The organism is Micromonospora humi, from assembly GCF_900090105.1.
Classification (GTDB): domain Bacteria; phylum Actinomycetota; class Actinomycetes; order Mycobacteriales; family Micromonosporaceae; genus Micromonospora; species Micromonospora humi.
The window spans coordinates 38174-60752 of record NZ_FMDM01000011.1 but is presented as its reverse complement, the minus strand read 5'-3'; the positions used below and the strand labels follow the sequence as shown (position 1 = coordinate 60752).

The window sequence follows — 22579 nt, the reverse complement described above, 5'->3', positions numbered from 1 at the left end:
CCCCGACCGCCGTGACCCAGCGCACCCGGCCCCTCGCGCACGGTCGTGACCTGCGGTTTACCGCACACCTGGTCCGGCAATTGGGTAGCGCGCGGTGATAGCATCGCCCGTCATGCCCAGCCGTGCGGTTTTCCGCGCGGGACGCGGCGCGGCGGGTGCTCAGGGCACGTCGGGCCACACGGATTCGATCTCGTCAGTCAGCCGGTGAGCAGGGGTGGACCAGTCGTGACCGTTCGTCAGTCGATCGTCTTCAACGGTGATCTCGGCAGCGGCAAGAGCACCGTTTCCGTCGAGATCGCCAAGCGGCTGGGGCTGCGCCGGGTCAGCGTCGGCGACCTCTACCGTCAGATGGCGCAGGAGCGGCAGATGACCGCGCTCCAGCTCAACCTGCACGCCGAGCTGGACCAGGCCGTCGACGGTTACGTCGACCAGCTCCAGCGCGACATCGCCGCCTCCGGGGAGTCGCTGGTGATGGACTCCCGCCTGGCCTGGCACTTCTTCACCGACGCGCTCAAGGTGCACATGATCACCGAGTCGACCGAGGCGGCCCGCCGGGTGCTCGCCCGCCCGTCCGGTCCGGCCGAGAGCTACACCACGCTGGAGGAGGCGCGCGCCAAGCTGCGCGAGCGCAGCGAGAGCGAACGCAACCGCTTCATCGTCCGCTACGGCGTCGACAAGGCCCGGCTGCGCAACTACGACCTGATCTGCGACACCACCCGGGCCACCCCGGAGCAGGTGATCGAGCACGTCGTCGACGTCTACGAGGGCCGCCTCGGCGCCGACGTGCTGCGCGCCGGCCAGCCGCTGCTGCTGCTCGACCCGACCCGGGTCTACCCCACCGAGGACGTCGCCACGCTGCGCGGCTCCTGGGACCCGGAGGCCGCCCGCGACGGCGCCGGCGACACCGCGGTGCAGCCGCTGAGCATCGGTTACACCGGTGAGTACTTCTTCGTGGTCGACGGGCACCGGCGGCTCAGCGCCGCGGTGCGCGGCGGCGTGCCGATGGTCGCCGCCCGGCTGGTCGCCGAGGTCGACGAGCCGGTGGTCGGCGGGATGAGCGCGGTGGACTTCTTCGCCGCCCAGGCCCGGCCGGGCCTGATCCACGACTGGCAGGACGCGCACGGCATCGCGCTGCCGCTGCCCGAGCACGCGCTGCTCGGCGGCGGTCCGGTGCTGGCCGGCGAGCCGGGCGCCGGCGCCTGAGCGCACCCACGGGATCGCCCGATCCGGTCCACCGGAGCATGATGGAGGCTTCCGGACCCCTGGGGAGGCCGACCGTGGATCCTGCCGACGCCCTCGCGCTGCTGATGTCCCCCGCGGGCCGGGTCGATCCCTACCCGACCTACGAGCGGCTGCGGGCACACGGCCCGGTGGTCCAGGCCGGCCCGGTCTTCTACGCGGTGACCGGCTACGCCGAGGCCGACGCCATCCTGCGCGACGCCCGGTTCGGGGTGATGGACGACGGCCTTCGTGACCAGTTCATGCCCGGCTGGCGGGAGAGCCCGGCCGTGCTGTCGATCTCCCGGTCGATGCTGCGCACCAATCCGCCCGACCACAGCCGGATGCGGCGGCTGGCCGCCGGGGCGTTCACCCCGCGGCGGATCGCCGCCATGCGCGGCGTGGTCGAGGCGCAGGCCGACGCGCTCGTCGACGCGATGCTGGCCGGCGGCCGGGGCGGGGCCCCGGTCGACTTCATGGCCGAGTTCGCCTACCCGTTGCCGGTCGGGGTGATCTGCGCGTTGCTCGGCGTCCCGGCGGCGGACCGGCCGCTGTTCCGGCGCTGGGCCACCGACCTGACCGGCGTGCTGGAGCCGGAGATCACCATGGACGAGCTGGCCGTGGCCGACCGGGGTGCGGCGGAGCTGCGGGCCTACTTCACCGAGCTGGTGGCGGCCCGCCGCCGCGCGCCGGCCGACGACCTGACCACCGCGCTGGTCCAGGCGCACGACGGCGGTGACCGGCTGACCGGCGACGAGCTGCTGGCCAACCTGATCGTGCTGCTGGTGGCCGGCTTCGAGACCACCACCAACCTGCTCGGCAACGGCCTGGTGGCACTGCTCGACCACCCCCGGGCGGCGGCGACGCTGCGCGAGCACCCGGAGTTCGCCCCGGCGTACGTCGACGAGCTGCTGCGCTACGACTCGCCGGTGCAACTCACCTCGCGGATGAGCACCGCGCCGTCGACGTACGGCGGTGTCGACCTGCCGGCGGAGAGCTGGGTCATCGTGATGCTCGGCGCGGCCAACCGGGATCCCCGCCGCTATCCGGAACCGGGCCGCTTCGACCCCTGGCGCCCGCAGATCCACCCGCTGTCCTTCGGCGCGGGGCCGCACTACTGCCTCGGCGCGGCGCTGGCCCGGCTGGAGGCGCAGGTGGCGGTCCCGCTGCTGCTGCGCCGGCTGCCCGAGCTGGCGGTGGCCGGCACGCCCGAGCGGCGGGTCCGGCTCACCCTGCGTGGTTACGCCACGCTGCCGGTCACGCCGGGGCGCGAGGCGGCGCCGGTCACCGTTGCCGGTACGCCGCCGGGGGCGGCCGGGCCGACTCCGTAGACTGGGGTCGCACCGCCCGTCCCAGACAAGGAGCCACGCCGCGTGACCGTTCAGCCCATCCGTCTGTTCGGCGATCCGGTGCTGCGCACGCCGGCCGACCCGGTGGTCGACTTCGACGCCGAGCTGCGCAAGCTGGTCGCCGACCTGACCGACACGATGCGTGAGCAGAATGGCGCCGGCCTGGCCGCGCCGCAGCTCGGGGTGGGCCTGCGGGTGTTCACCTTCGACGTCGACGACATGCTCGGCCACCTGGTCAACCCGGTGTTGGAGTTTCCCGACGAGGAGGAGCAGGACGGCCCGGAGGGCTGCCTGTCCATCCCCGGGCTCTACTTCGACACGAAGCGCCGGCAGAACGTGATCGCCAAGGGCTTCTCCGCCCACGGCGACCCGATGCAGATCGTCGGCACCGGGCTGATGGCCCGCTGCCTGCAGCACGAGACCGACCACCTCGACGGGGTGCTCTTCGTCGACCGCCTCGACCCGGCCGGCCGCAAGGAGGCCATGAAGGCGATCCGCCAGGCCGACTGGTACGACCAGGGCGCGCCGCCCACGGTCAAGCTCAGCCCGCACCCCGTGAGCAACCCCTTCGGCCTGGGGCGGTGACCGGGATGCGCCTGGTCTTCGCCGGCACGCCGGCGGTCGCCGTACCGGCCCTGGACGCGATCGCCGCCTCCGGCCACGAGCTGCTCGCCGTGGTCACCCGCCCGGACGCCCCGGCCGGTCGTGGCCGCGGGCTGGTCCGCTCGCCGGTCGGCGCGTGGGCCGACGCGCACGGCGTCGAGGTGCTCACCCCGGCCCGGCCGCGGGAGCCCGAGTTCCTCGACCGGCTGCGCGCGCTCGCGCCGGACTGCGTGCCCGTGGTCGCCTACGGCGCGCTGGTGCCGCCGGTGGCGCTGGAGATCCCCCGGCACGGCTGGATCAACCTGCACTTCTCGTTGTTGCCCGCCTGGCGGGGCGCGGCGCCGGTGCAGCACGCCGTGCTGCACGGCGACGAGCTGACCGGGGCCAGCGTCTTCCAGTTGGAGGAGGGGCTGGACACCGGCCCGGTCTTCGGCACCGTCACCGACGAGATCCGACCCGCCGACACCTCCGGCGACCTGCTGGAGCGGCTGGCCCACTCCGGCGCGGGCCTGCTGGTCGCGGTGCTCGACGCGATCGACGCCGGCTCCGCCCGGGCCGAGCCGCAGCCGGCCGACGGGGTCTCCCTGGCGCCGAAGCTGACCGTGGAGGACGCGCGGGTGCGCTGGGGTGACCCGGCGTTCGCGGTGGACCGGCGGGTGCGCGCCTGCACGCCCGCGCCCGGCCCGTGGACCACGTTCCGCGACGACCGGGTCAAGCTCGGCCCGGTCACCCCGCTGGCGAACGGCCCCGAGCTGAAGCCGGGGGAGCTGCTGGTGGAGAAGTCGCAGGTGCTGGTCGGCACCGCCTCCGGGCCGGTGCGGCTCGGCGAGGTGCGCGCGGCCGGCAAGAAGGCCATGTCGGCCGGCGACTGGGCGCGCGGCGCCCGGGTCGCCGCGGGCGAGGCGTTCTCGTGACCGGCCCGGACCGGCCCGTCGAGGGTGAGCGTCCCCGGGGGTACGCGCGTGAGCACGGCGACCGCGGGCGCGGCGACGACCGCTTCGGCGGCGACCGCCGGCGTGGCGACCGGCCCGGCGCGGACCGGCGCGGCGGGGACCGCTTCGGCGGCGACCGGCGGGGCGGGCCGCGTCCGGCCCGACCGGCCGTGGACCTGCCCCGGCACGTCGCGTACGAGGCGCTCGCGGCGGTGCACCGCGACGACGCGTACGCCAACCTGGTGCTGCCGGCGATGCTGCGCGAGGCGGGGCTCAGCGGTCGGGACGCCGCGTTCGCCACCGAGCTGACCTACGGCACGCTGCGGCACACCGGCACGTTGGACGCGATCGTCACCGACGCGGCGGGGCGGGACGTGCAGCGGATCGACCCGCCGGTACGCGATGCGCTGCGGCTCGGCGCCTACCAGTTGCTGCACACCCGGGTGCCGGCGCACGCCGCGGTGTCGTCCACGGTGGACCTGGTCCGCACCGTGGGCCCCGGCGCGACCGGGTTCGCCAACGCGGTGCTGCGGGAGATCGCCGGCCGGGACGCCGACGCCTGGGTGGCGAAGCTCGCCCCGGCCGAGGAGACCGACCCGATCGGCCGTCTCGCGTTGACCTTCAGCCATCCGCAGTGGATCGTCCGGGCGTTCGCCGAGGCGCTCGGCGGCGACCTGGGGGAGACCACCCGGCTGCTGATCGAGGACAACGAGCGTCCTCCGGTGCACCTGTGCGCCCGTCCCGGCCTGGCCGACGCGGTGGAGCTGGCCGACGAGGTGGGTGGCGCGCCCGGCGCGTTCTCGCCGTACGCGGTCTACCTGCCCGGTGGCGCCCCGGGTGAGCTGGCGGCGGTGGCCGACGGTCGGGCGCACGTGCAGGACGAGGGCTCCCAGTTGGTGGCGGACGCGCTGGCGAACGCGCCGCTGGACGGTCCGGACGGCCGGTGGCTCGACCTGTGCGCCGGGCCGGGCGGCAAGGCCGGCCTGCTCGGGGCGCTGGCCGCGACGCGCGGGGCGCGGCTGACCGCGGTCGAGGTGGCCGAGCACCGGGCCCGGTTGGTCGAGCGGGCCACCCGGGGCCTGCCGGTGGCCGTGGTGCACGCCGACGGGCGGGCCGTGGGCGATGAGCCGAAGCTGCCGGAGGGTCACTTCGACCGGGTGCTCGTCGACGCGCCGTGCACCGGTCTGGGGTCGCTGCGCCGCCGGCCGGAGTCGCGCTGGCGGCGCCAGCCGTCGGATCTGCCGCCGCTGACCCGGCTGCAGCGGGAGCTGCTCACCGCCGCGTTGCGGGCGGTCCGCCCGGGTGGCCTGGTCGCGTACGTGACCTGCTCGCCGCACGTGGTGGAGACGCACGTGACGGTGACCGAGGCGTCCCGGCGGTGCGGCTTCCCGGTGGACTTCGTCGACGCCCGCCCGTTGCTGCCGGCGGGCATGCCGGGCCTGGGTGACGGGCCGACGGTGCAGCTCTGGCCGCACCGGCACGGCACCGATGCGATGTTCCTGGCGGTGCTGCGCAAGGGGTGACCTCGACGGCGGATGCATCCCTTGCGGGGGAGGGGGTTCGCGGGATGTGACAGCCCGTTGACTGTGCGATCGAGACATGTAACTGTTCCGATCACCGGTCCAACGGTCCGTCACCCCCGCGTTCCCACGAGGAGTCTCCATGAGACGCAGCACGCCGACCACGAGCCTCGCGCTCGCCCTCGTCGCCACCCTGACGACGGCGAGCCTGGCCGGCACCGCCTCCGCCGCTCCCGCTCCCGCCCCCGCCGCTCCCGCACCGGCCGCCGCCGCGCTCGCCGCCCCGGACGTCTCGCTGACCAACGTCCAGGCCCACCTCACCCAGCTCAACTCCATCGCCAGCAGCAACGGCGGCAACCGCCGGGCCGGCTCGGCCGGCTACGCCGCGTCGGTCAGCTACGTCAAGGGCAAGCTCCAGGCGGCCGGCTACACGGTCACCGAGCAGAACTGCACCACCTGCACCTACCCGGGCAGCAACCTGATCGCCGAGTGGCCCCAGGGCCCCGCCGACCAGGTGGTGATGTTCGGCGCCCACCTGGACAGCGTCTCCGCCGGCCCCGGCATCAACGACAACGGCTCCGGCTCGGCCACGCTGCTGGAGAACGCGCTGGTGCTGGCCGCGCAGAACCCGACCATGACCAAGCGGGTCCGGTTCGCCTGGTGGAACGGCGAGGAGCAGGGCCTGCAGGGGTCGAAGCACTACGTCAACCAGCTCAGCACCACCCAGCGGGGCTACATCAAGGGCTACTACAACTTCGACATGGTCGGCTCGCCCAACGGCGGCTACTTCATCAACCGGATCACCTCGGCCACCGCCGCGCCGCTGAAGGCGTACTGGGACACGTTCGGCATCCAGCCGGAGGAGAACACCGAGGGCCAGGGCCGCTCCGACGACTACTCGTTCGCCAACGCCGGCATCCAGACCTCCGGCTACGCCGCCGGCGCCAGCTACACCAAGACCGCGGCGCAGGCCGCGAAGTGGGGCGGCACCTCCGGCGCGGCGTACGACGGCTGCTACCACCGCTCCTGCGACACCACCAGCAACATCAACACGACGGTGCTCAACCGCAGCGCGGACGGCGTCGCGTACGCGATCTGGGCGCTCGCCGTCGGCGGCGGCACCCCGACCAACGACTTCTCCGTCGCGGTGAGCCCCACCTCCGGCAGCGTCGCCCGGGGCGGCTCCACCACCGCCACGGTCAGCACCGCCACCACCGCCGGCAGCGCCCAGACCGTCACGCTGTCGGCCAGCGGGGCGCCGAGCGGGGTCACGGTCGGCTTCAGCCCGTCGTCGGTCACCTCGGGCGGCTCCGCCACCATGACGGTCAGCGCCTCGTCCACGGCGACCACCGGCACGTTCACGATCACCGTCACCGGGACCGGCTCGGTCACCCGCACCGCCAGTTACACGCTGACCGTGACCGGCGGCAGCGGTGGCTGCACCGGCGGGCAGCTCATCGCCAACGGGGGCTTCGAGTCGGGCAACACGTCGTGGACCGCCAGCTCCGGGGTGATCACCAGCGACTCCGGCCAGGCGGCCCGCACCGGGACCTACAAGGCCTGGATGGACGGCTACGGCTCGTCACACACCGACACGCTGTCCCAGTCGGTGACCCTGCCGGCCGGCTGCGCCAGCTACACGCTGTCGTTCTGGCTGCACATCGACTCGGCCGAGACCACCACCACGACCGCGTACGACAAGCTGACCGTGCAGGTCGGGTCGACCACGCTGGCGACGTACTCGAACCTGAACAAGGCCACCGGCTACACCCAGCGCACCTTCAACCTGGCCGGCTACGCGGGCCAGACGGTCACGCTCAAGTGGACCGGCGTCGAGGACGCCTCGTTGCAGACCAGCTTCGTGGTCGACGACGTGACGCTCCAGGTCGGCTGAGCACACCCGGCGGGGCGGGCCGACGCCCGCCCCGCCCGGGGGCTCAGGTGATCGGCAGGGCCTTGCCGCCCGCGCCGCGGACCGAGCGGGTGAGCGTCCGCTCGGAGACCCAGAGGAAGCACTGCACGCCCCGGTCGCCGTCGCGCCACTGCTGCTCGAACGGGTGGTAGATGATCGTGCCGGCCCGGTACTGCATGTTGCCGTCGTTCGGCACCTCGGCGTACTTCGCGATCAGGCCCCGGCACGCCTTGTGCGCCCGCAGCGAGGTGCGCTGGAACTCGGCGTAGCTGATGTCGGGCGCCTGGTAGATCCCGACGAACTCGGCGTGGTGCCTCGTGGTGCAGGCGACCGGCCGCATCGCCTGCACCTCGTCCTTGCTCAGCTTCGGGTTGAAGCAGGCCAGCGCCAGCGGCGAACCGGGTTTCAGGGCGCCGCGCAGGCTGCCGGTGCGGGACGTCACGTTCCCCTCGTCCAGGCCGTTCACCTCGGCGACGTCGCAGCGGTACCAGCGGGCGCCGCCGGACCACGCCAGGGCCGAGGGGAAGACCACCGAGAGCTGCAACCGCCCGGAGCGCCAGTCCGCGCCGACCGCCCGGGTCACCTGCCGGGCGCACTCGGCGTGCGCGGTGCGGATGCCGGCCGAGCCGGCCCGCGGCGGCGCCGACCGTCCGGCGTCCGGGCCGGTCAACGTGCCGACGTGCAGCGTCTCCACCCGGTGCGCGGTGGCACAGTCGACCGGCTGGTAGCCGCTGAGATATCCCACGTCGGCGACGGTGGGGTGGCAGACGTCGGCCTCGGGCACGAAGCCGACCGGGGCGGCGAAGGCCGGCCACTCGTCGGTCAGGTCGCGGTCGACCCCGGCCGGCGCGCTGCAACCGCCGAGCGCCAGCACCGTCACCGCGCCCGCGGCGACCGCCGCCCACCATCGCCGCATCGCGACCGACCTCCCGCCGTCCGGAGCCGCCCGGCCGACCGGTACGCCTCGGCGAGGCAGCATACGGCACCCACATCAGATGACGGGGAGTCCCTCGGGGCCGGCGCCGCGCATCGAGCGGGTCAGTTTGCGGTCGTCGCTCCACAGGAAACACCGCACGCCCCGGTCGCCCTCCTCCCACTCCCGCTGCGACGGCGGATAGAAGATGGACCCGGCGCGGTAGGGCAGCTCGGCATTGTCCGGCACGCTGGCGAACGCGGCGATCAGCCGCATGCACCGCCGGTGCGCCGCCGGTGCGGCCCGGGCGAACTCCGCCCAGCTCATGTCCCGTTCGACGTAGACGCCGACGAACTCGGCCCGGTGCGGCTCGGTGCACAGCACCGGGGCCATGTAGTTGAGGTTCGCGCCGATCAGCTTCGGGTCGAAGCAGCGGTGCACCAGCGGGTTGTCGCCGACCAGCGCGCCGCGCAGGCTGCCCACCCGGTTGACCGGCCGGGTGTTGTCGATGCTGTCGGTCTCGGCCAGGTCGCAGCGGAACCAGCGGGCGCCGGACACCCACGCGGTCGCCGGCGGCAGCGCGATGTTCAGGGTGAGCCGGGCGGCGTGCCAGTCTCCGCCGATCATCTCGCGGGCCCGCTGGTCGCACTCGGCGCGGGCGGTGCGCAGCTCCGGTGACCCGGGCTCGGGGCGGGCGCCGAGCGCCGCCGGCCCGGTGAACGTGCCGACGTGCACCGCCTCGGCCAGGTGGCTGCGCGCGCAGTCCACCGTCTCGTACGTGGCCGCCTGCACCACCGCGGTCAGCCGGGGCAGGCACGCGTCGGTGGCCGGGACGAAGAGCCGGGGCGCCGGCAGCGCCGCCCAGTCGTCGATGAGGTCACCGTCGGCCCGGTGCGCCTGGACGCAGCCGGCGAGCGCCGCCGTCACCGCGCCGGCCAGCGCGAGCGCATGGAGCCACCGTCGCATCGTCCGCTCCTTCGCCGGAGAGATGGCAGCCGGTCGCCGCGGGCCCGTGCGGCGCCCCCCGCGGCCCGGGCGTGCAGCATATGTGACCGTCCCTGTAGGAGTTTCGTCATCTTTCAGTCGATCGGCCAGTGGCGGACGACTATTCGTGTCGATTTCCTGCCCGGACGGGTCGATGCTGCACCGGAGGTGACCGGAGCGTCACCGCCTGTACCTCGTGGTGCCGCGCCGCAGCCGGGAGGTGACCGCGTTCGTACACTGACCCCGTGACCGTACCGCCGCCCGTCGTCGCGCCCAGCATCCTGGCCGCCGATTTCGCCCGCCTCGCCGACGAGGTCCGCGCCGTGGAGTCCGCCGCCGACTGGCTGCACGTGGACGTCATGGACAACCACTTCGTCCCCAACCTCACCATCGGCCTGCCGGTGGTGCAGAGCCTGCTCGCGGCCACCGAGCTGCCGTTCGACGTGCACCTGATGATCGAGGACCCGCGCCGCTGGGCGCCGGGCTACGCCGACGCGGGGGCGTACAACGTGACGTTCCACGCCGAGGCGTGCGACGACCCGGTGGCGCTGGCGAAGGACCTGCGCTCGGCCGGCGCGAAGGCGGGGCTGGCGATCGACCGGGACACCCCGATCGAGCCCTACCTGGAGCTGCTGCCCAGCTTCGACACGCTGCTGATCATGACGATCAAGGCCGGCTTCGGCGGCCAGCGGTTCCTGCCGTCGCTGCTGGACAAGGTGCGTGCCGCCCGCCGGCACGTGGACGGCGGCCACCTGGAGCTGCGCATCGAGGTCGACGGCGGCATCGCCGCGGACACCATCGAGCAGGCCGCCGCCGCCGGGGCCGACGCGTTCGTCGCCGGCACCGCCGTCTACGGCGCCGACGACCCGGCCGAGGCGGTACGCCGCCTGCGCGGCCTGGCGGAACGTGCGATGACCGGGGCCTGAGATGGACCCGGCCGGCGACCGACCCGACGTCATCCTGGTCGTCGACGACGACGAGGACATCGCCCGCTTCGTCGAGTTCAACCTGCGCCTGCACGGCTTCGAGGTGCTGCACGCCGCCGACGGCCAGGAGGCGCTGGAGGTCATCGAGCGGCAACGGCCGGACCTGGCCGTGGTCGACCTGATGATGCCCCGGGTCGACGGCCTGGAGCTGACCCGCCGGCTGCGCGCCGACCCGATGACCTCCGCGCTGCCGGTGATCATGCTGACCGCCAAGGGGATGACCTCCGACAAGGTCAACGGCCTCAGCGCGGGTGCCGACGACTATCTGGTCAAGCCGTTCGACACCGCCGAGCTGGTGGCCCGGGTCAGCTCCACGCTGCGCCGCAACAAGGAGTTCCGGGAGGTGTCCCCGCTGACCGGCCTGCCCGGCAACAGCCGCATCCGGCGGGAGATCACCGACCGGGTGCGCAGCGGCGTCGACTACGCCGTCGGCTACGTCGACATCGACCGGTTCAAGAGCGTCAACGACCGGTACGGCTTCGTCCGCGGGGACGAGTTCATCTCGGCGCTGGCCCGCAGCCTGCACCGGGCGGTGGTGTCGATCGGGCTGCCACCGGCCTTCCTCGGCCACGTCGGCGGCGACGACTTCGTCATCGTCTGCGCACCCACCCAGGTCCGGCCGCTGACCAGCCGGGCGGTGGAGGACTTCGAGAAGGCCGCCGACGCGCTCTACGACCTGATCGACCGGGAGCGCGGCTTCGTCGAGCTGAAGGACCGGCGGGGCAACATCCGCCGGGCCGCGCTGGTCACCCTCTCCATCGGCGTGTCGCTGTCCGACAGCGGCAAGCGGTTCACCGACCCGCTGGAGGCCATCGCCGTGGCCTCCGAGATGAAGACGGTCGCCAAGAGCCAACCCGGTTCGTACGTGGCGGTCGACCGCCGTCGCGGCGTCACCTGATCCGGGGTCCGCGCCTGTGAGGTAGCTCGCCTCTGTGGCGCGCGTCGCGGCGGAACGTGTAAGACTTCCGGGGTACCCACCACGCGCTGGCGGGGCTCGGTGAAATTCCGAACCGGCGGTGATCCACGGTCCGACCGTGGTAAGCCCGCGACCCGGACGGCTTCGGCCGTGCGGTGGACCTGGTGAGAATCCGGGGCCGACGGTTGGGGTGCGGCTCGTCCGCCCCCAGAAAGTCCGGATGGGAGACAGCGCGCGGAACGGGGGAGGCCCCTGCCGGCCGCTGAGCACCCTCAGCCGCCGCGTGGGCTCCTCGGGGCCGGCCATGCCGTTCCCGGGTTCTCCGCCGCCGCGTGTCCGCGGCCACCGTGCCGCCGCTCCCCACCCCGCCCGCGCGTGACCGGCGAGCGGGAGGGCAGGGCAGGTCATGGCGAGCGTCTCCGTCGACGAGGCGATGCGTCGCGCCGTCGAGCTGGCCGCGCGCGGCCTCGGCGCCACCAGCCCCAACCCGGTCGTCGGCTGCCTGCTGCTCGACGCCGACGGCGAGGTCGTCGGCGAGGGCTTCCACGCGTACGCCGGCGGGCCGCACGCGGAGATCGTCGCACTGGCGCAGGCCGGCACGCGCGCCCGTGGCGGCACCGCGGTGGTCACCCTGGAGCCCTGCGACCACACCGGTCGCACCGGCCCCTGCAGCCACGCGTTGATCGCCGCCGGCGTGGCCCGCGTGGTGGTCGCCGTGCCCGACCCCAATCCGGTGGCCTCCGGCGGCGCGGCCACGCTGCGCGCCGCCGGGGTCCAGGTCACCCTCGGGGTACGCGGCGCGGAGGCCGAGGCGGGCAACATCGCCTGGCTCACCTCGATGCGCCGGGGCTGGCCCTACCTGATCTGGAAGTACGCGGCCACGCTCGACGGGCGGTCGGCCGCCGCCGACGGCACCAGCATGTGGATCACCTCGGAGGCGGCCCGGACCGACGTGCACGCGCTGCGCGGCACGGTCGACGCGGTGCTCGCCGGGGTGGGCACCGTGCTCGCCGACGACCCCCGGCTCACCGCCCGCAACCTGCGCGACGGCACGCTCGCCATCCGGCAGCCGCTGCGGGTGGTGGTGGACAGCTCGGGGCGTACCCCCCTCGACGCCCGGGTCCGCGACGGCGCCGCGCGCACCTGGGTGGCCACCGCCGCGGAGGTCGGCGCCGGCCCGGACGGCCGGGTCGACCTGGCGGCGCTGCTCGCCGAGCTGCACCACCGCGGCGTGCGGGCCGCGCTGCTGGAGGGCGGCCCCACGCTGGCCGGCGCGTTCCTCGCCGCCGGCCTGGTCGACCGGATCGTCGGCTACGTCGCGCCGAAGCTGCTCGGCGCCGGCCCCACCGCGCTGCTCGACGCCGGCGTGACGACCATCGCCGACGCCATCGACCTGGAGATCACCGACGTTACGCCGGTCGGTCCCGACCTGCGGATCACCGCGCTGCCCCGGAAGAGGGAGGCCTGAACATGTTCACCGGCATCGTCGAGGAGCTGGGCGAGATCGTCCGGAGCACCGAGACCGGAGGCGACTCGGCACTGGTCGCCATCCGTGGCCCGCTGGTCACCTCGGACGCCCGGCACGGCGACTCCATCGCGGTCAACGGGGTCTGCCTGACCGTGGTCGACGTCGACGGGGGCGTCTTCACCGCCGACGTGATGGGCGAGACGCTGCGCCGCACCGCGCTCGGGGCGCTGCGCCCCGGCGACCCGGTCAACCTGGAGCGGGCCGCCGCGCTGAACAGCCGGCTCGGCGGGCACCTGGTGCAGGGGCACGTCGACGGGGTCGGCGAGGTCGCCGCCCGGGAACCGGCGGCCCAGTGGGAGACGGTCCGGTTCCGGCTGCCGGCCGGGCTGTCCCGCTACGTGGTGGAGAAGGGCTCGATCACCGTCGACGGGGTGTCGCTGACCGTCGCGGAGGTGGGTGACGACTGGTTCTCGGTCGGGCTCATCCCCACCACGCTCACGCTCACCGTGCTCGGCGGCAAGCAGGTCGGCGACCCGGTCAACCTGGAGGTGGACGTGCTCGCCAAGTACGTCGAGCGCCTGATGGGCGGTGCCCGGTGACCGGCCCGCTCGGCTGGCTGCTCGACGCCCAGGTGCACGTCGCCGGCTCGCCGGTGCTGGTCCGGGAGATCGTCGGCAACGTCTTCGGGCTGGCGTCGGCGCTGCTCGGGTTGCGGCGGGTGGTGTGGGCCTGGCCGGTCGGCATGATCGGCAACGGGCTGCTGTTCACCGTGTTCCTCGGCGGCGTCTTCGCCACCCCGCAGGCGCACGACCTCTACGGCCAGGCCGGCCGGCAGGTGTTCTTCTTCGCGGTGAGCGTCTACGGCTGGTGGCGCTGGTCGCGCAACCGCCGCTCGGGTGGCGGCGCGGAGCCGGCCGTGGTGCCGCGCTGGGCCACCTGGCGGGAGCGGCTGGGCCTGCTCGTCGTGGCGGCGGTGGGCACCGCCGCCGCGTACCCGGTGCTGGCCGCGCTGGGCTCGTGGGGTCCGCTGCCGGACGCCTGGATCCTGGTCGGCAGCCTGCTCGCCACCTACGGCATGGCCCGCGGCTGGGTGGAGTTCTGGCTGGTCTGGATCGCCGTCGACGCGGTCGGTGTGCCGCTGCTGCTGCGCGGCGGCTTCTACCCGTCGGCCGCCATGTACCTGGTCTACGGCGCGTTCTGCGCGGCCGGCTTCTACACCTGGTGGCGCACGTCGCGGGCGGCCACGGCCGCGCGCACCCCGATTCCGCCGACATACTCGGAGGTCGTGGCATGACCAGCTTCGGTTCGATCGAACAGGCGGTGGCGGACATCGCCGCCGGGCGGCCCGTGGTCGTGGTCGACGACGAGGACCGGGAGAACGAGGGCGACCTGATCTTCGCGGCCGAGCTGGCCACCCCGGAGCTGGTCGCGTTCATGGTGCGCTACACCTCCGGCTACGTCTGCGTGCCGCTGACCGAGGCCGAGTGCGACCGGCTCGACCTGCCGCCGATGCACCACACCAACCAGGACCGGCGGGGCACCGCCTACACGGTGACCGTGGACGCCCGCGAGGGGGTCGGCACCGGCATCTCGGCCGCCGACCGGTCGCACACCATCCGGCTGCTCGCCGACCCCGGCACCGACCCGACCGACCTGGCCCGCCCGGGGCACGTGGTGCCGCTGCGCGCCCGCGCCGGCGGCGTGCTGCGGCGGCCCGGGCACACCGAGGCGGCGGTGGACCTGACCCGGCTGGCCGGCCTGCGTCCGGCCGGCGTGCTCTGTGAGCTGGTCAACGACGACGGCACCATGATGCGCCTGCCGGACCTGGAGAAGTTCTGCGCCGAGCACGGCCTCACGCTGGTCACCATCGCCGACCTGATCGCGCACCGGCGGCGCACCGAGAAGCAGGTCGAGCTGGCCGCCGAGGCGCGGATGCCCACCCCGTACGGCGTGTTCCGGGCGTACGGCTACCGCGCGGCACACGACCCGGCCGAGCACGTCGCGCTGGTCTTCGGTGACCTCGGCGACGGGCGGGACGTGCTGGTCCGGGTGCACTCCGAGTGCCTCACCGGGGACGTCTTCGGCTCGCTGCGCTGCGACTGCGGCCCGCAGTTGCAGGCCGCGCTGGCCCGGGTCGCCGAGGAGGGGCGCGGCGTGGTGCTCTACGTGCGCGGGCACGAGGGCCGCGGCATCGGCCTGCTGCACAAGCTGCAGGCGTACCAGTTGCAGGACCAGGGGCGCGACACCGTGGACGCGAACCTCGACCTGGGGCTGCCGGCCGACGCGCGCGACTACGGCACCGGCGCGCAGATCCTGTACGACCTCGGCGTCCGCTCGATGCGGCTGCTGACCAACAACCCGGCCAAGCGGGCCGGCTTGGAGGGGTACGGCCTCACCGTGACCGGCCGGGAGGGGCTGCCGGTGCGGTCCAATCCGGAGAACGTGCGCTACCTGCGCACCAAGCGGGACCGGATGGGCCACCTCCTGGACGGGCTGGACGAGGCGGGCGGGGCAGGCGAGGTGACCGAGGCGCCGATGGGGCGTCCGGTGGCCGGTGACGAGATCGGAGCGTAGGACGATGGCGGGTTTCGGGGAGCCGGGCGCGCCCGCGGTGGACGCCGCCGGGCTGACCGTCGGCGTGGTGGCGGCGCGCTGGCACGGCGAGCTGACCGACCACATGGCCGAGCGGGCGCGGGCGGCGGCCGAGGCGTGCGGCGCGCGCGCCGTGGTGGCCCGGGTGGCCGGCTCGGTGGAGCTGCCGGTGGTGGCCCAGGCGATGGCCCGGCGCTTCGACGTGGTGGTCGCGCTCGGCGTCGTGGTGCGCGGCGCGACCGCGCACTTCGACTACGTCTGCCAGTCGGTGACCGAGGGGCTGACCCGGGTGGCGCTGGACGAGGGCAAGCCGGTGGCGCACGGCGTGCTCACGGTGGACACCATCGAGCAGGCCCGGGACCGGGCCGGGCTGCCCGGCTCGGCCGAGGACAAGGGCTGGGCGGCCACCGTGGCGGCGCTGGAGGCCGCGCTGGCGATCCGCGGCCTCGACGCCGCCAGCGCCCACCGGGTGGGCTTCGCCTGACGGCCGTACCGCCCGGCGCGCCTGCCCGGCCTGTGCCGCCCGGCTCGCCTGTACCGCCTGGCGGCCGGCCAGGGTCCGGCGCAGCGCCACGTCGTTCCGGCCGTCTGGTCGCGGCCAGACGGCGGTCCGCGGAAGCCCGGGGGGTGCCGCACGGCTACGAACTTGATGGCGTGGATGAGTCGCCGGGCGGGGGGGCGGACCTGGGCCCGGCCCGGCCGTAGTGCCGCCAGCCGCCAGCCGCCAGCAGCTCGGGACCGGGCGGGCGAGCGGCCGGAGTGAGAGCCAGGCGACGCGGGTGGACCCGGTCGGTGTGCTCACCGGGGACGGCTGGAAGAATCGCCTTCCGTGAAGACGTTCGAGGAGTTGTTCGCCGAGCTGCAGGCCAAGGCCGCCGCCGGCACCCCGGGCTCGGGCACCGTCGACGCGCTCGCCAAGGGCGTGCACTTCATCGGCAAGAAGGTCGTCGAGGAGGCGGCCGAGTCGTGGATGGCGGCCGAGCACGAGGGTCCGGAGCGGGCCGCGGAGGAGATCTCCCAGCTGCTCTACCAGGCGCAGGTGCTGATGCTGGCCACCGGTCTCGAGCTGAAGGACGTCTACCGACATCTGTGAGTGCCCGTCCGCTGATCATCCGATCGAACGAAGGAGCACTCCCATGCTGCGTGTCGCCGTACCCAACAAGGGCGCCCTGGCCGAGAAGGCCGCCCAGATGCTGCGCGAGGCGGGCTACCGCCAGCGCACCGACCCGAAGGACCTGGTCTGCCGGGACGAGCCCAACGACATCGAGTTCTTCTACCTGCGTCCCAAGGACATCGCCACCTACGTCGGCTCCGGTGACCTGGACGTCGGCATCACCGGGCGGGACCTGCTGATCGACTCCGGCGCGCCGGCGGAGGAGGTGGTGGACCTCGCCTTCGCGCGGGCCACCTTCCGGTTCGCCGCCCGCCCGCAGGACGTGGACGACGTACGGGAGCTGGGCGGGCACCGGATCGCCACCGCGTACCCGGGTCTGGTCGAACGCCACCTGGCCGAGCTGGACGTCAAGGCCGAGGTGATCCGGCTCGACGGCGCGGTGGAGAACGCCATCCGCCTCGGCGTGGCCGACGTGGTCGCCGACGTGGTGGAGACCGGCGCCACGCTGCGCCAGGCCGGCCTGGTGGTCTTCGGCGAGCCGCTGCTGCGCTCCTCGGCGGTGCTGGTCCGCCGCTCCGGTGCGCCGGCCGGCGCCCAGCAGGGCCAGCTCGAACGCCGGCTGCACGGCGTGCTGGTGGCCCGCCGCTACGTGATGCTCGCCTACGACGTGCCGGCCGGGCTGCTCGACCGGGCCAGCTCGCTCACCCCGGGCATCGAGTCGCCGACGGTGTCGCCGCTGCACCGGGAGGGTTGGGTCGCGGTGCAGGCCATGGTGCTCCGCGACGACGTGCACCGGATCATGGACGAGCTGTACGAGCTGGGCGCCCGGGCGATCCTGGTCACCAACATCCACGCCTGCCGGCTGTGAGGCCGCTGCCGCTCCCGGCCGCGCTGGCCGTCGTCGTCCTGGGCGGCGTGGCCTCGGCCGCCCAGGGCGTGGTCAACGCCGAGTTGGGGGAGCGGACCGGTGATCCGGTGCTCGGTGCGGTGGTCAACAACCTGGGCGGCTGCCTGATCGTGCTGGCCGGGCTGGCCGTGGTGCCGTCCATGCGGGCCGGGCTGGCCGGGCTGCGCCGCGCCGGCCTGCCCTGGTGGTCCTACCTGGGCGGGCTCGGCGGCGCGGTGATCGTGCTGACCGCGCCGGTGGTGGTGCCGGTGCTCGGGGTGGCGGTGTTCACCATCGCCCAGGTGGCCGGCGGCAGCCTCGGCGGCCTGGCCGTCGACCGGGGCGGGCTGGCCGCCGGCGGCCGGCTGCCGCTCACCGTGCCCCGGGTGGCCGGGGCGCTGCTCGGCGTCGGCGCGGTCGCCCTCGCGCAGCTCGGTCGGCCGGTCGGCGAGCTGGCGGTCGGGCTGGTGCTGCTCTCGGTGGTCGGCGGGTTGGCGGTCTCGCTCCAGTCCGCGCTCAACGGTCGGGTGGCGGCCGGGATCGGGCCGGCCGCCGGCCTCGCGGTGAACTTCGTGGTCAGCACGACGGTGATCGGCGCGGTGGCGGTGGCGGCCGGCTCGCTGGCCGACCAGCCGCGCTGGCCCACCCAGTGGTGGCTCTACGTCGGCGGCGTGTTCGGCGTCGGCATCGTGCTCGCCCTGCTGGTCGGCGTACGCGCCGCCGGGGTGCTGCGGACCGGCCTGGCGCTGGTGGCCGGGCAGCTCGGCGGCGCGCTGCTGCTGGACCTGGCGCTGCCCGGCGGTCCCGGCGTCCGGTTGCCGGTGCTGGCCGGCGCCGTGCTGACGCTGCTGGCGGTGCTGGTGGCCGGGGTCCGACGGCGGGCACCGGCCCGTGTGGCGGTGGAACGCGAGCGCGACCCGGATGGCAGACTGGTCGGGTGAGCGATTCCGTGGTGACCGTGCGGCCCCGCCGCATCCGGGTGGTCTGCTGGGCGTCGGCGATCGCGCTGGTGGTGGTCTTCAGTCTCGTCGCGACGTCGCTGACCGGCGCCACCGGCGACGGCTACGGCTCGTTCCAACGCGGTGACCAGTTCGCCATGGTCGGGCTCGGCGTCTTCGGCGCGCTCGGGTTCCTGCTGTTCACCCGCCCCCGGGTGGTCGCCGACGCCAAGGGCGTGCGGGTGCGCAACGTGATCGGCTCCTACGAGCTGCCCTGGGAGGTGATCCGCGGGGTCCGGTTCGACCGTGGCGCGCCGTGGGCCAGCCTGGAGCTGCACGACGACGACCTGCTGCCGATGGTGGCGTTGCAGGCGGCCGACAAGGAGAGCGCGGTCGAGGCGGTCCGCGCGCTGCGTCGCCTGCACCAGGCGCACCTGGCCGCGCTCGCCGCCGGCCAGCCGACGCCCCGCTGACCTGCGGGCCCGGTTTGGGCCGGCCTGGGCCGAGGGTGTAGTGTTGCGGAGTCGACCAGACTGCCCCCGTCCCTGACGAGCGGGCGGTCGTGAAGCGGAGCGCCCGCTCCCACCCGAGTCGCCGTCGAGGCGTCCGGGTCCGGTCCCCGGTTTCGGGCACGTCCCGATCCCGGATGCGCGATCCTGTGATCGTGCCGACCGGTCGAGTGGGCCCTGGCATACGCCGGGGCCTTCTGCTTTCCGGGTCGGCTCCCGCCCGGGAGCCCACGGAGTCGGCACCGTAGGACACTCGACTCGAGGAGGCCACATCAGCGTCGAACCACGCGTGAACGAGCAGATCCGGGCACGTGAGGTCCGACTGGTCGGCCCTGAGGGTGAGCAGGTGGGCATCGTCCCGCTGGAGCGCGCCCTGCAGCTGGCCGCGGACGTCGACCTGGACCTGGTCGAGGTTGCGCCGATGGCGCGCCCGCCGGTGTGCAAGCTCATGGACTTCGGCAAGTTCAAGTACGAGAGCGCACTCAAGGCGCGCGAAGCGCGGCGTAACCAGCAGCAGACCGTCATCAAGGAGATGAAGCTCCGGCCGAAGATCGACCCGCACGACTACGAGACCAAGAAGGGTCACGTGGTGCGGTTCCTCAAGGCGGGCGACAAGGTCAAGGTGACGATCATGTTCCGCGGTCGCGAGCAGAGCCGCCCGGAGCTGGGTTACCGGCTCCTGCGCCGGCTCGAGTCCGAGATCACGGACCTGGGATACGTCGAGGCCGCGCCGAAGCAGGACGGCCGAAACATGATCATGGTTCTCGCTCCGCACCGGGCCGTCAAGGCCTCCGCGGTCGCCGCCACGGCGTCCCGCGGTGGTCCTCGGGACCGCGCCGCGGAGGAGTCGGCAGCCCCGGCAGGTGGCGAGGCCCCGGCGGCCGGCGAGACCGCAGCAGCCGGCGAGACCGGCCCGACCGCTGACACCAGCGGCCAGTAACAGGGAGAGACGTTCCACATGCCGAAGATGAAGAGCCACACGGGTATGGGCAAGCGGGTCAAGGTGACCGGCAAGGGCAAGATCGTTGCCCAGCAGGCCGGCCTCCGCCACAACCTGGAGAAGAAGCCCTCCACCCAGACCCGGCGGCTGACCGGCACGGTCGAGCTGGCCAAGGCCGACACCAAGCGCATCAAGAAGCTGCTCGGCCGCTGACGCGAGCCACCTGAACCGAAGAAGGAGTTGAGATGGCACGCGTCAAGCGGGCTGTGAACGCCCAGAAGAAGCGTCGTACCCTGCTGGAGACCGCGAGCGGCTACCGCGGTCAGCGCTCCCGGCTCTACCGCAAGGCCAAGGAGCAGGTGCTGCACTCGATGCAGTACGCCTACCGGGACCGTCGCGACCGCAAGGGCGACTTCCGGCAGCTCTGGATCCAGCGGATCAACGCCGGGGCCCGGGCCAACGGCATGACCTACAACCGGCTGATCCAGGGCCTGCGCCTGGCCGGCATCGAGGTCGACCGCAAGATCCTGGCCGACCTGGCCGTCAACGACGCCGCCGCGTTCGCGGCGATCGTCGAGCTGGCCCGCGCCGCCGTGGCGGCCGAGGGCACCGGTGGCGCCGCGGCCCAGGCCGCCTGACCCACCCGTACGGCAGATCGAGGCGTCTCCCATGCAGTCACCGTCGCAGGGGAGGCGCCTCGACGCCGTTCCCGGCCCGTTCACCCCGCGTACCCCGAGGGTCGCGGCGGCCCGCCGGCTGCACCGCCGGCGCGACCGCGAGCAGGCCGGCCGGTTCCTGGCCGAGGGGCCGCAGGCGGTCCGCGAGGCGCTCGACCGCGACGGCACGGTGGTCGAGCTGTTCGGCACCCCGGCCGCGCTGGACCGGTACGCCGACCTCGCCGCCACCGCCGCCCGCGCCGACGTGCCGGTCTCCGAGGTCACCGACGACGCCCTGGCGGCGCTCGCCGAGACCGTGGCCCCGCAGGGCCTGGTGGCGGTCTGCCGGCACCTCGACGTACCCCTGGCCGACGCCCTGGCGCGCGGGCCGCGCCTGGTCGCGGTGCTCGCCGGGATCCGTGACCCGGGCAACGCCGGGACGGTGCTGCGCACCGCCGACGCGGCCGGCGCGGGCGCGGTGGTCTTCGCCGGCGAGGCCGTCGACCCCTACAACGGCAAGTGCGTGCGCGCCTCCGCCGGCAGCCTGTTCCACGTCGACGTGGTCCGCGCCGACGACCCGCTCCGGGTGGTCGAGGCGCTGCGGGCCGCCGGGCTGGCGGTGCTGGCCACCACCGGGTACGGCGACAGCGACCTGGACGACCTCGCCGACGCCGGTCGGCTCGCCGCCCGCACCGCCTGGCTGTTCGGCTCCGAGGCGCACGGCCTGCCGGACGAGTTGACCGCGGCGGCCGACGCCCGGGTCCGGGTGCCGCTGCACGGGCGCGCCGAGAGCCTGAACCTGGCTGCGGCGGCGGCCGTCTGCCTGTATTCTTCCGCCAGAGCACTGCGCCGATCCACGACGACGCAGCACACAGCAGGGGAGTCCGCCTCGTGATGAACGCGCCACGGCGTTCGTTTAGCCAGCCCGCCGGTGTCGGCGGGCGGCAGGCCTGACCCTTCCTCCCTGCACGACTCCCACCGGCGGGCTGCGGCGAAGCCGCGCGTCCGTAGACTCGCCTGGCCGCCCTGTGCAAGGGCCGGCGCCGCCGTGAGGGAGTGCCCGTTCACCATGAGCTACCGCAACGATCCGTACGACCCGAAGCAGGTCGCCCTGCTCGACCCGGACGCCCTGGCCGGGGCCGTGGCCGACGCCGAGAAGGCGTTCGCCGCCGCCGCCGACCCGGACGCGCTGACCGCGCTGCGCCCCGCGCACCTGGGGGACCGGTCCCCGGTGTCCCTCGCGCGCCGGGAGATCGGCGCGCTGCCGCCGGCCGCGAAGTCCGACGCCGGCAAGCGGGTCAACGAGGCCCGCCGCGCCATCGAAGCCGCGTACGCCGCCCGGCAGGAGATCCTCGACCGCGAGCAGGCCGAGCGGGTGCTGGTCGAGGAGCGGGTCGACGTGACCCTGCCGCACGACCGCCGGCCGCGCGGCGCCCGCCACCCGCTGACCGTGCTGATGGAGCAGATCAGCGACCTGTTCATCGGCATGGGCTACGAGGTGGCCGAGGGTCCCGAGGTCGAGCTGGAGTGGACCAACTTCGACGCGCTCAACATCCCGGCCGACCACCCGGCGCGGGGCCTGATGGACACCTTCCACATCGCCCCCGAAGGCTCCGGCCTGGTGCTGCGCACCCACACGTCGCCGGTGCAGGCGCGCACCATGCTCAGCCGCAAGCCGCCGATCTACGTGGTGGTGCCCGGCCGGGTCTACCGCACCGACGAGCTGGACGCCACCCACGCGCCGGTCTTCCACCAGGTCGAGGGCCTGGTGGTGGACAAGGGCATCACCATGGCGCACCTGCGCGGCACGCTCGACCACTTCGCCCGGGCCATGTTCGGCGACGGCGCGAAGACCCGCTGGCGGCCGCACTACTTCCCGTTCACCGAACCGTCGGCGGAGTTCGACGTCTGGTTCCCGGAGCACCGGGACGGGCCGCAGTGGGTCGAGTGGGGCGGCTGCGGCATGGTCAACCCGCGGGTGCTGCGCGCCTGCGGCATCGACCCGGAGGTCTACTCCGGATTCGCGTTCGGCATGGGCATCGACCGGACCGTGATGGTCCGGCACGGGGTCAGCGACATGCGGGACATGGCCGAGGGCGACGTGCGGTTCACCCGCGCGTTCGGCGCCTGAGCTACGGGAAAC

Annotated in this window: 24 protein-coding genes and 1 riboswitch; of the genes, 22 read left to right on the top strand and 2 right to left on the bottom strand. The window is 74.2% G+C overall.

Features of this window, described 5'->3' with window-relative positions; all coding sequences use genetic code 11:
• Positions 1-225: 225 nt before the first annotated feature.
• The 6 genes from GA0070213_RS20585 to GA0070213_RS20560 all read left to right on the top strand — a co-directional run bounded on the left by GA0070213_RS20585 (position 226) and on the right by GA0070213_RS20560 (position 7516).
• Positions 226-1203, top strand: a complete 978-nt coding sequence (locus GA0070213_RS20585) for an AAA family ATPase (RefSeq protein ID WP_091067103.1) — start codon at positions 226-228, stop codon at positions 1201-1203.
• 41 nt (positions 1204-1244) lie between these two features.
• Complete coding sequence (locus GA0070213_RS20580) at positions 1245-2549, top strand: cytochrome P450 (RefSeq protein WP_091067662.1); 1305 nt, start codon at positions 1245-1247, stop codon at positions 2547-2549.
• Between the two features lie 42 nt (positions 2550-2591).
• Positions 2592-3152, top strand: coding sequence for a peptide deformylase (gene def, locus GA0070213_RS20575; protein ID WP_091067100.1), 561 nt, complete (start codon positions 2592-2594; stop codon positions 3150-3152).
• A gap of 5 nt (positions 3153-3157) precedes the next feature.
• Positions 3158-4084, top strand: coding sequence for a methionyl-tRNA formyltransferase (fmt, locus tag GA0070213_RS20570; protein WP_091067659.1), 927 nt, complete (start codon positions 3158-3160; stop codon positions 4082-4084).
• Positions 4081-5625, top strand: coding sequence for an RsmB/NOP family class I SAM-dependent RNA methyltransferase (locus GA0070213_RS20565; protein WP_091067096.1), 1545 nt, complete (start codon positions 4081-4083; stop codon positions 5623-5625). The genes fmt and GA0070213_RS20565 overlap by 4 nt, the downstream gene beginning before the upstream one ends.
• Positions 5626-5764: 139 nt before the next feature.
• On the top strand, positions 5765-7516 hold the full coding sequence (locus GA0070213_RS20560; protein ID WP_091067093.1) for a M28 family peptidase: 1752 nt from the start codon (positions 5765-5767) through the stop codon (positions 7514-7516).
• 43 nt (positions 7517-7559) lie between these two features.
• Here the strand turns inward: GA0070213_RS20560 and GA0070213_RS20555 are convergent, their stop codons facing one another.
• The gene (locus tag GA0070213_RS20555; protein WP_091067089.1) at positions 7560-8450 is read right to left on the bottom strand and encodes a septum formation family protein; all 891 of its coding nucleotides are present in this window, start codon (positions 8448-8450) and stop codon (positions 7560-7562) included.
• 75 nt (positions 8451-8525) lie between these two features.
• Positions 8526-9413 carry a septum formation family protein gene (locus tag GA0070213_RS20550; protein ID WP_091067086.1) on the bottom strand — a complete coding sequence of 296 codons (888 nt, stop codon included), beginning with the start codon at positions 9411-9413 and terminating at the stop codon, positions 8526-8528.
• 263 nt (positions 9414-9676) lie between these two features.
• On the opposite strand from GA0070213_RS20550, the gene rpe reads away from it, so the two are divergent.
• From rpe to pheS, 16 genes are all read left to right on the top strand, one after another.
• Positions 9677-10357 carry a ribulose-phosphate 3-epimerase gene (rpe, locus tag GA0070213_RS20545; protein WP_091067083.1) on the top strand — a complete coding sequence of 227 codons (681 nt, stop codon included), beginning with the start codon at positions 9677-9679 and terminating at the stop codon, positions 10355-10357.
• A 1-nt stretch (position 10358) separates the two neighbouring features.
• Positions 10359-11315, top strand: coding sequence for a GGDEF domain-containing response regulator (locus GA0070213_RS20540; RefSeq protein ID WP_091067081.1), 957 nt, complete (start codon positions 10359-10361; stop codon positions 11313-11315).
• Between the two features lie 81 nt (positions 11316-11396).
• A riboswitch (FMN riboswitch) is annotated at positions 11397-11569 on the top strand.
• Positions 11570-11739: 170 nt separating this feature from the next.
• A complete protein-coding gene (ribD, locus tag GA0070213_RS20535) occupies positions 11740-12801 on the top strand; it encodes a bifunctional diaminohydroxyphosphoribosylaminopyrimidine deaminase/5-amino-6-(5-phosphoribosylamino)uracil reductase RibD (RefSeq protein WP_091067077.1) in 1062 nt (353 codons plus the stop codon).
• Between the two features lie 2 nt (positions 12802-12803).
• Positions 12804-13400, top strand: coding sequence for a riboflavin synthase (locus tag GA0070213_RS20530; protein WP_091067073.1), 597 nt, complete (start codon positions 12804-12806; stop codon positions 13398-13400).
• Positions 13397-14095, top strand: coding sequence for a nicotinamide riboside transporter PnuC (gene pnuC, locus GA0070213_RS20525; protein ID WP_091067070.1), 699 nt, complete (start codon positions 13397-13399; stop codon positions 14093-14095). Before GA0070213_RS20530 ends, pnuC begins: the two co-directional genes overlap by 4 nt.
• Positions 14092-15375 (top strand): bifunctional 3,4-dihydroxy-2-butanone-4-phosphate synthase/GTP cyclohydrolase II, encoded by a 1284-nt coding sequence (locus tag GA0070213_RS20520; RefSeq protein WP_091067067.1) that lies wholly within the window; start codon positions 14092-14094, stop codon positions 15373-15375. Before pnuC ends, GA0070213_RS20520 begins: the two co-directional genes overlap by 4 nt.
• Positions 15376-15379: 4 nt before the next feature.
• Positions 15380-15877 carry a 6,7-dimethyl-8-ribityllumazine synthase gene (gene ribH, locus GA0070213_RS20515; protein WP_091067063.1) on the top strand — a complete coding sequence of 166 codons (498 nt, stop codon included), beginning with the start codon at positions 15380-15382 and terminating at the stop codon, positions 15875-15877.
• 345 nt (positions 15878-16222) lie between these two features.
• Positions 16223-16486, top strand: a complete 264-nt coding sequence (locus GA0070213_RS20510) for a phosphoribosyl-ATP diphosphatase (RefSeq protein WP_043324932.1) — start codon at positions 16223-16225, stop codon at positions 16484-16486.
• Between the two features lie 43 nt (positions 16487-16529).
• Positions 16530-17375, top strand: a complete 846-nt coding sequence (gene hisG / locus GA0070213_RS20505; RefSeq protein ID WP_091067059.1) for an ATP phosphoribosyltransferase — start codon at positions 16530-16532, stop codon at positions 17373-17375.
• Positions 17372-18334 (top strand): DMT family transporter, encoded by a 963-nt coding sequence (locus GA0070213_RS20500; RefSeq protein WP_091067056.1) that lies wholly within the window; start codon positions 17372-17374, stop codon positions 18332-18334. Before hisG ends, GA0070213_RS20500 begins: the two co-directional genes overlap by 4 nt.
• Positions 18331-18804: a PH domain-containing protein gene (locus GA0070213_RS20495; RefSeq protein ID WP_175441421.1), complete on the top strand. Its 474-nt coding sequence runs from the start codon at positions 18331-18333 to the stop codon at positions 18802-18804. The genes GA0070213_RS20500 and GA0070213_RS20495 overlap by 4 nt, the downstream gene beginning before the upstream one ends.
• Positions 18805-19129: 325 nt before the next feature.
• Positions 19130-19780 (top strand): translation initiation factor IF-3, encoded by a 651-nt coding sequence (gene infC, locus GA0070213_RS20490; RefSeq protein WP_091067051.1) that lies wholly within the window; start codon positions 19130-19132, stop codon positions 19778-19780.
• A gap of 18 nt (positions 19781-19798) precedes the next feature.
• On the top strand, positions 19799-19993 hold the full coding sequence (rpmI, locus tag GA0070213_RS20485; protein ID WP_007075851.1) for a 50S ribosomal protein L35: 195 nt from the start codon (positions 19799-19801) through the stop codon (positions 19991-19993).
• A gap of 32 nt (positions 19994-20025) precedes the next feature.
• Complete coding sequence (rplT, locus tag GA0070213_RS20480; protein WP_030335718.1) at positions 20026-20418, top strand: 50S ribosomal protein L20; 393 nt, start codon at positions 20026-20028, stop codon at positions 20416-20418.
• Positions 20419-20449: 31 nt separating this feature from the next.
• Positions 20450-21331: a TrmH family RNA methyltransferase gene (locus GA0070213_RS20475; RefSeq protein ID WP_091067048.1), complete on the top strand. Its 882-nt coding sequence runs from the start codon at positions 20450-20452 to the stop codon at positions 21329-21331.
• Between the two features lie 174 nt (positions 21332-21505).
• Complete coding sequence (gene pheS, locus GA0070213_RS20470) at positions 21506-22567, top strand: phenylalanine--tRNA ligase subunit alpha (protein WP_091067045.1); 1062 nt, start codon at positions 21506-21508, stop codon at positions 22565-22567.
• Positions 22568-22579 lie beyond the last annotated feature (12 nt).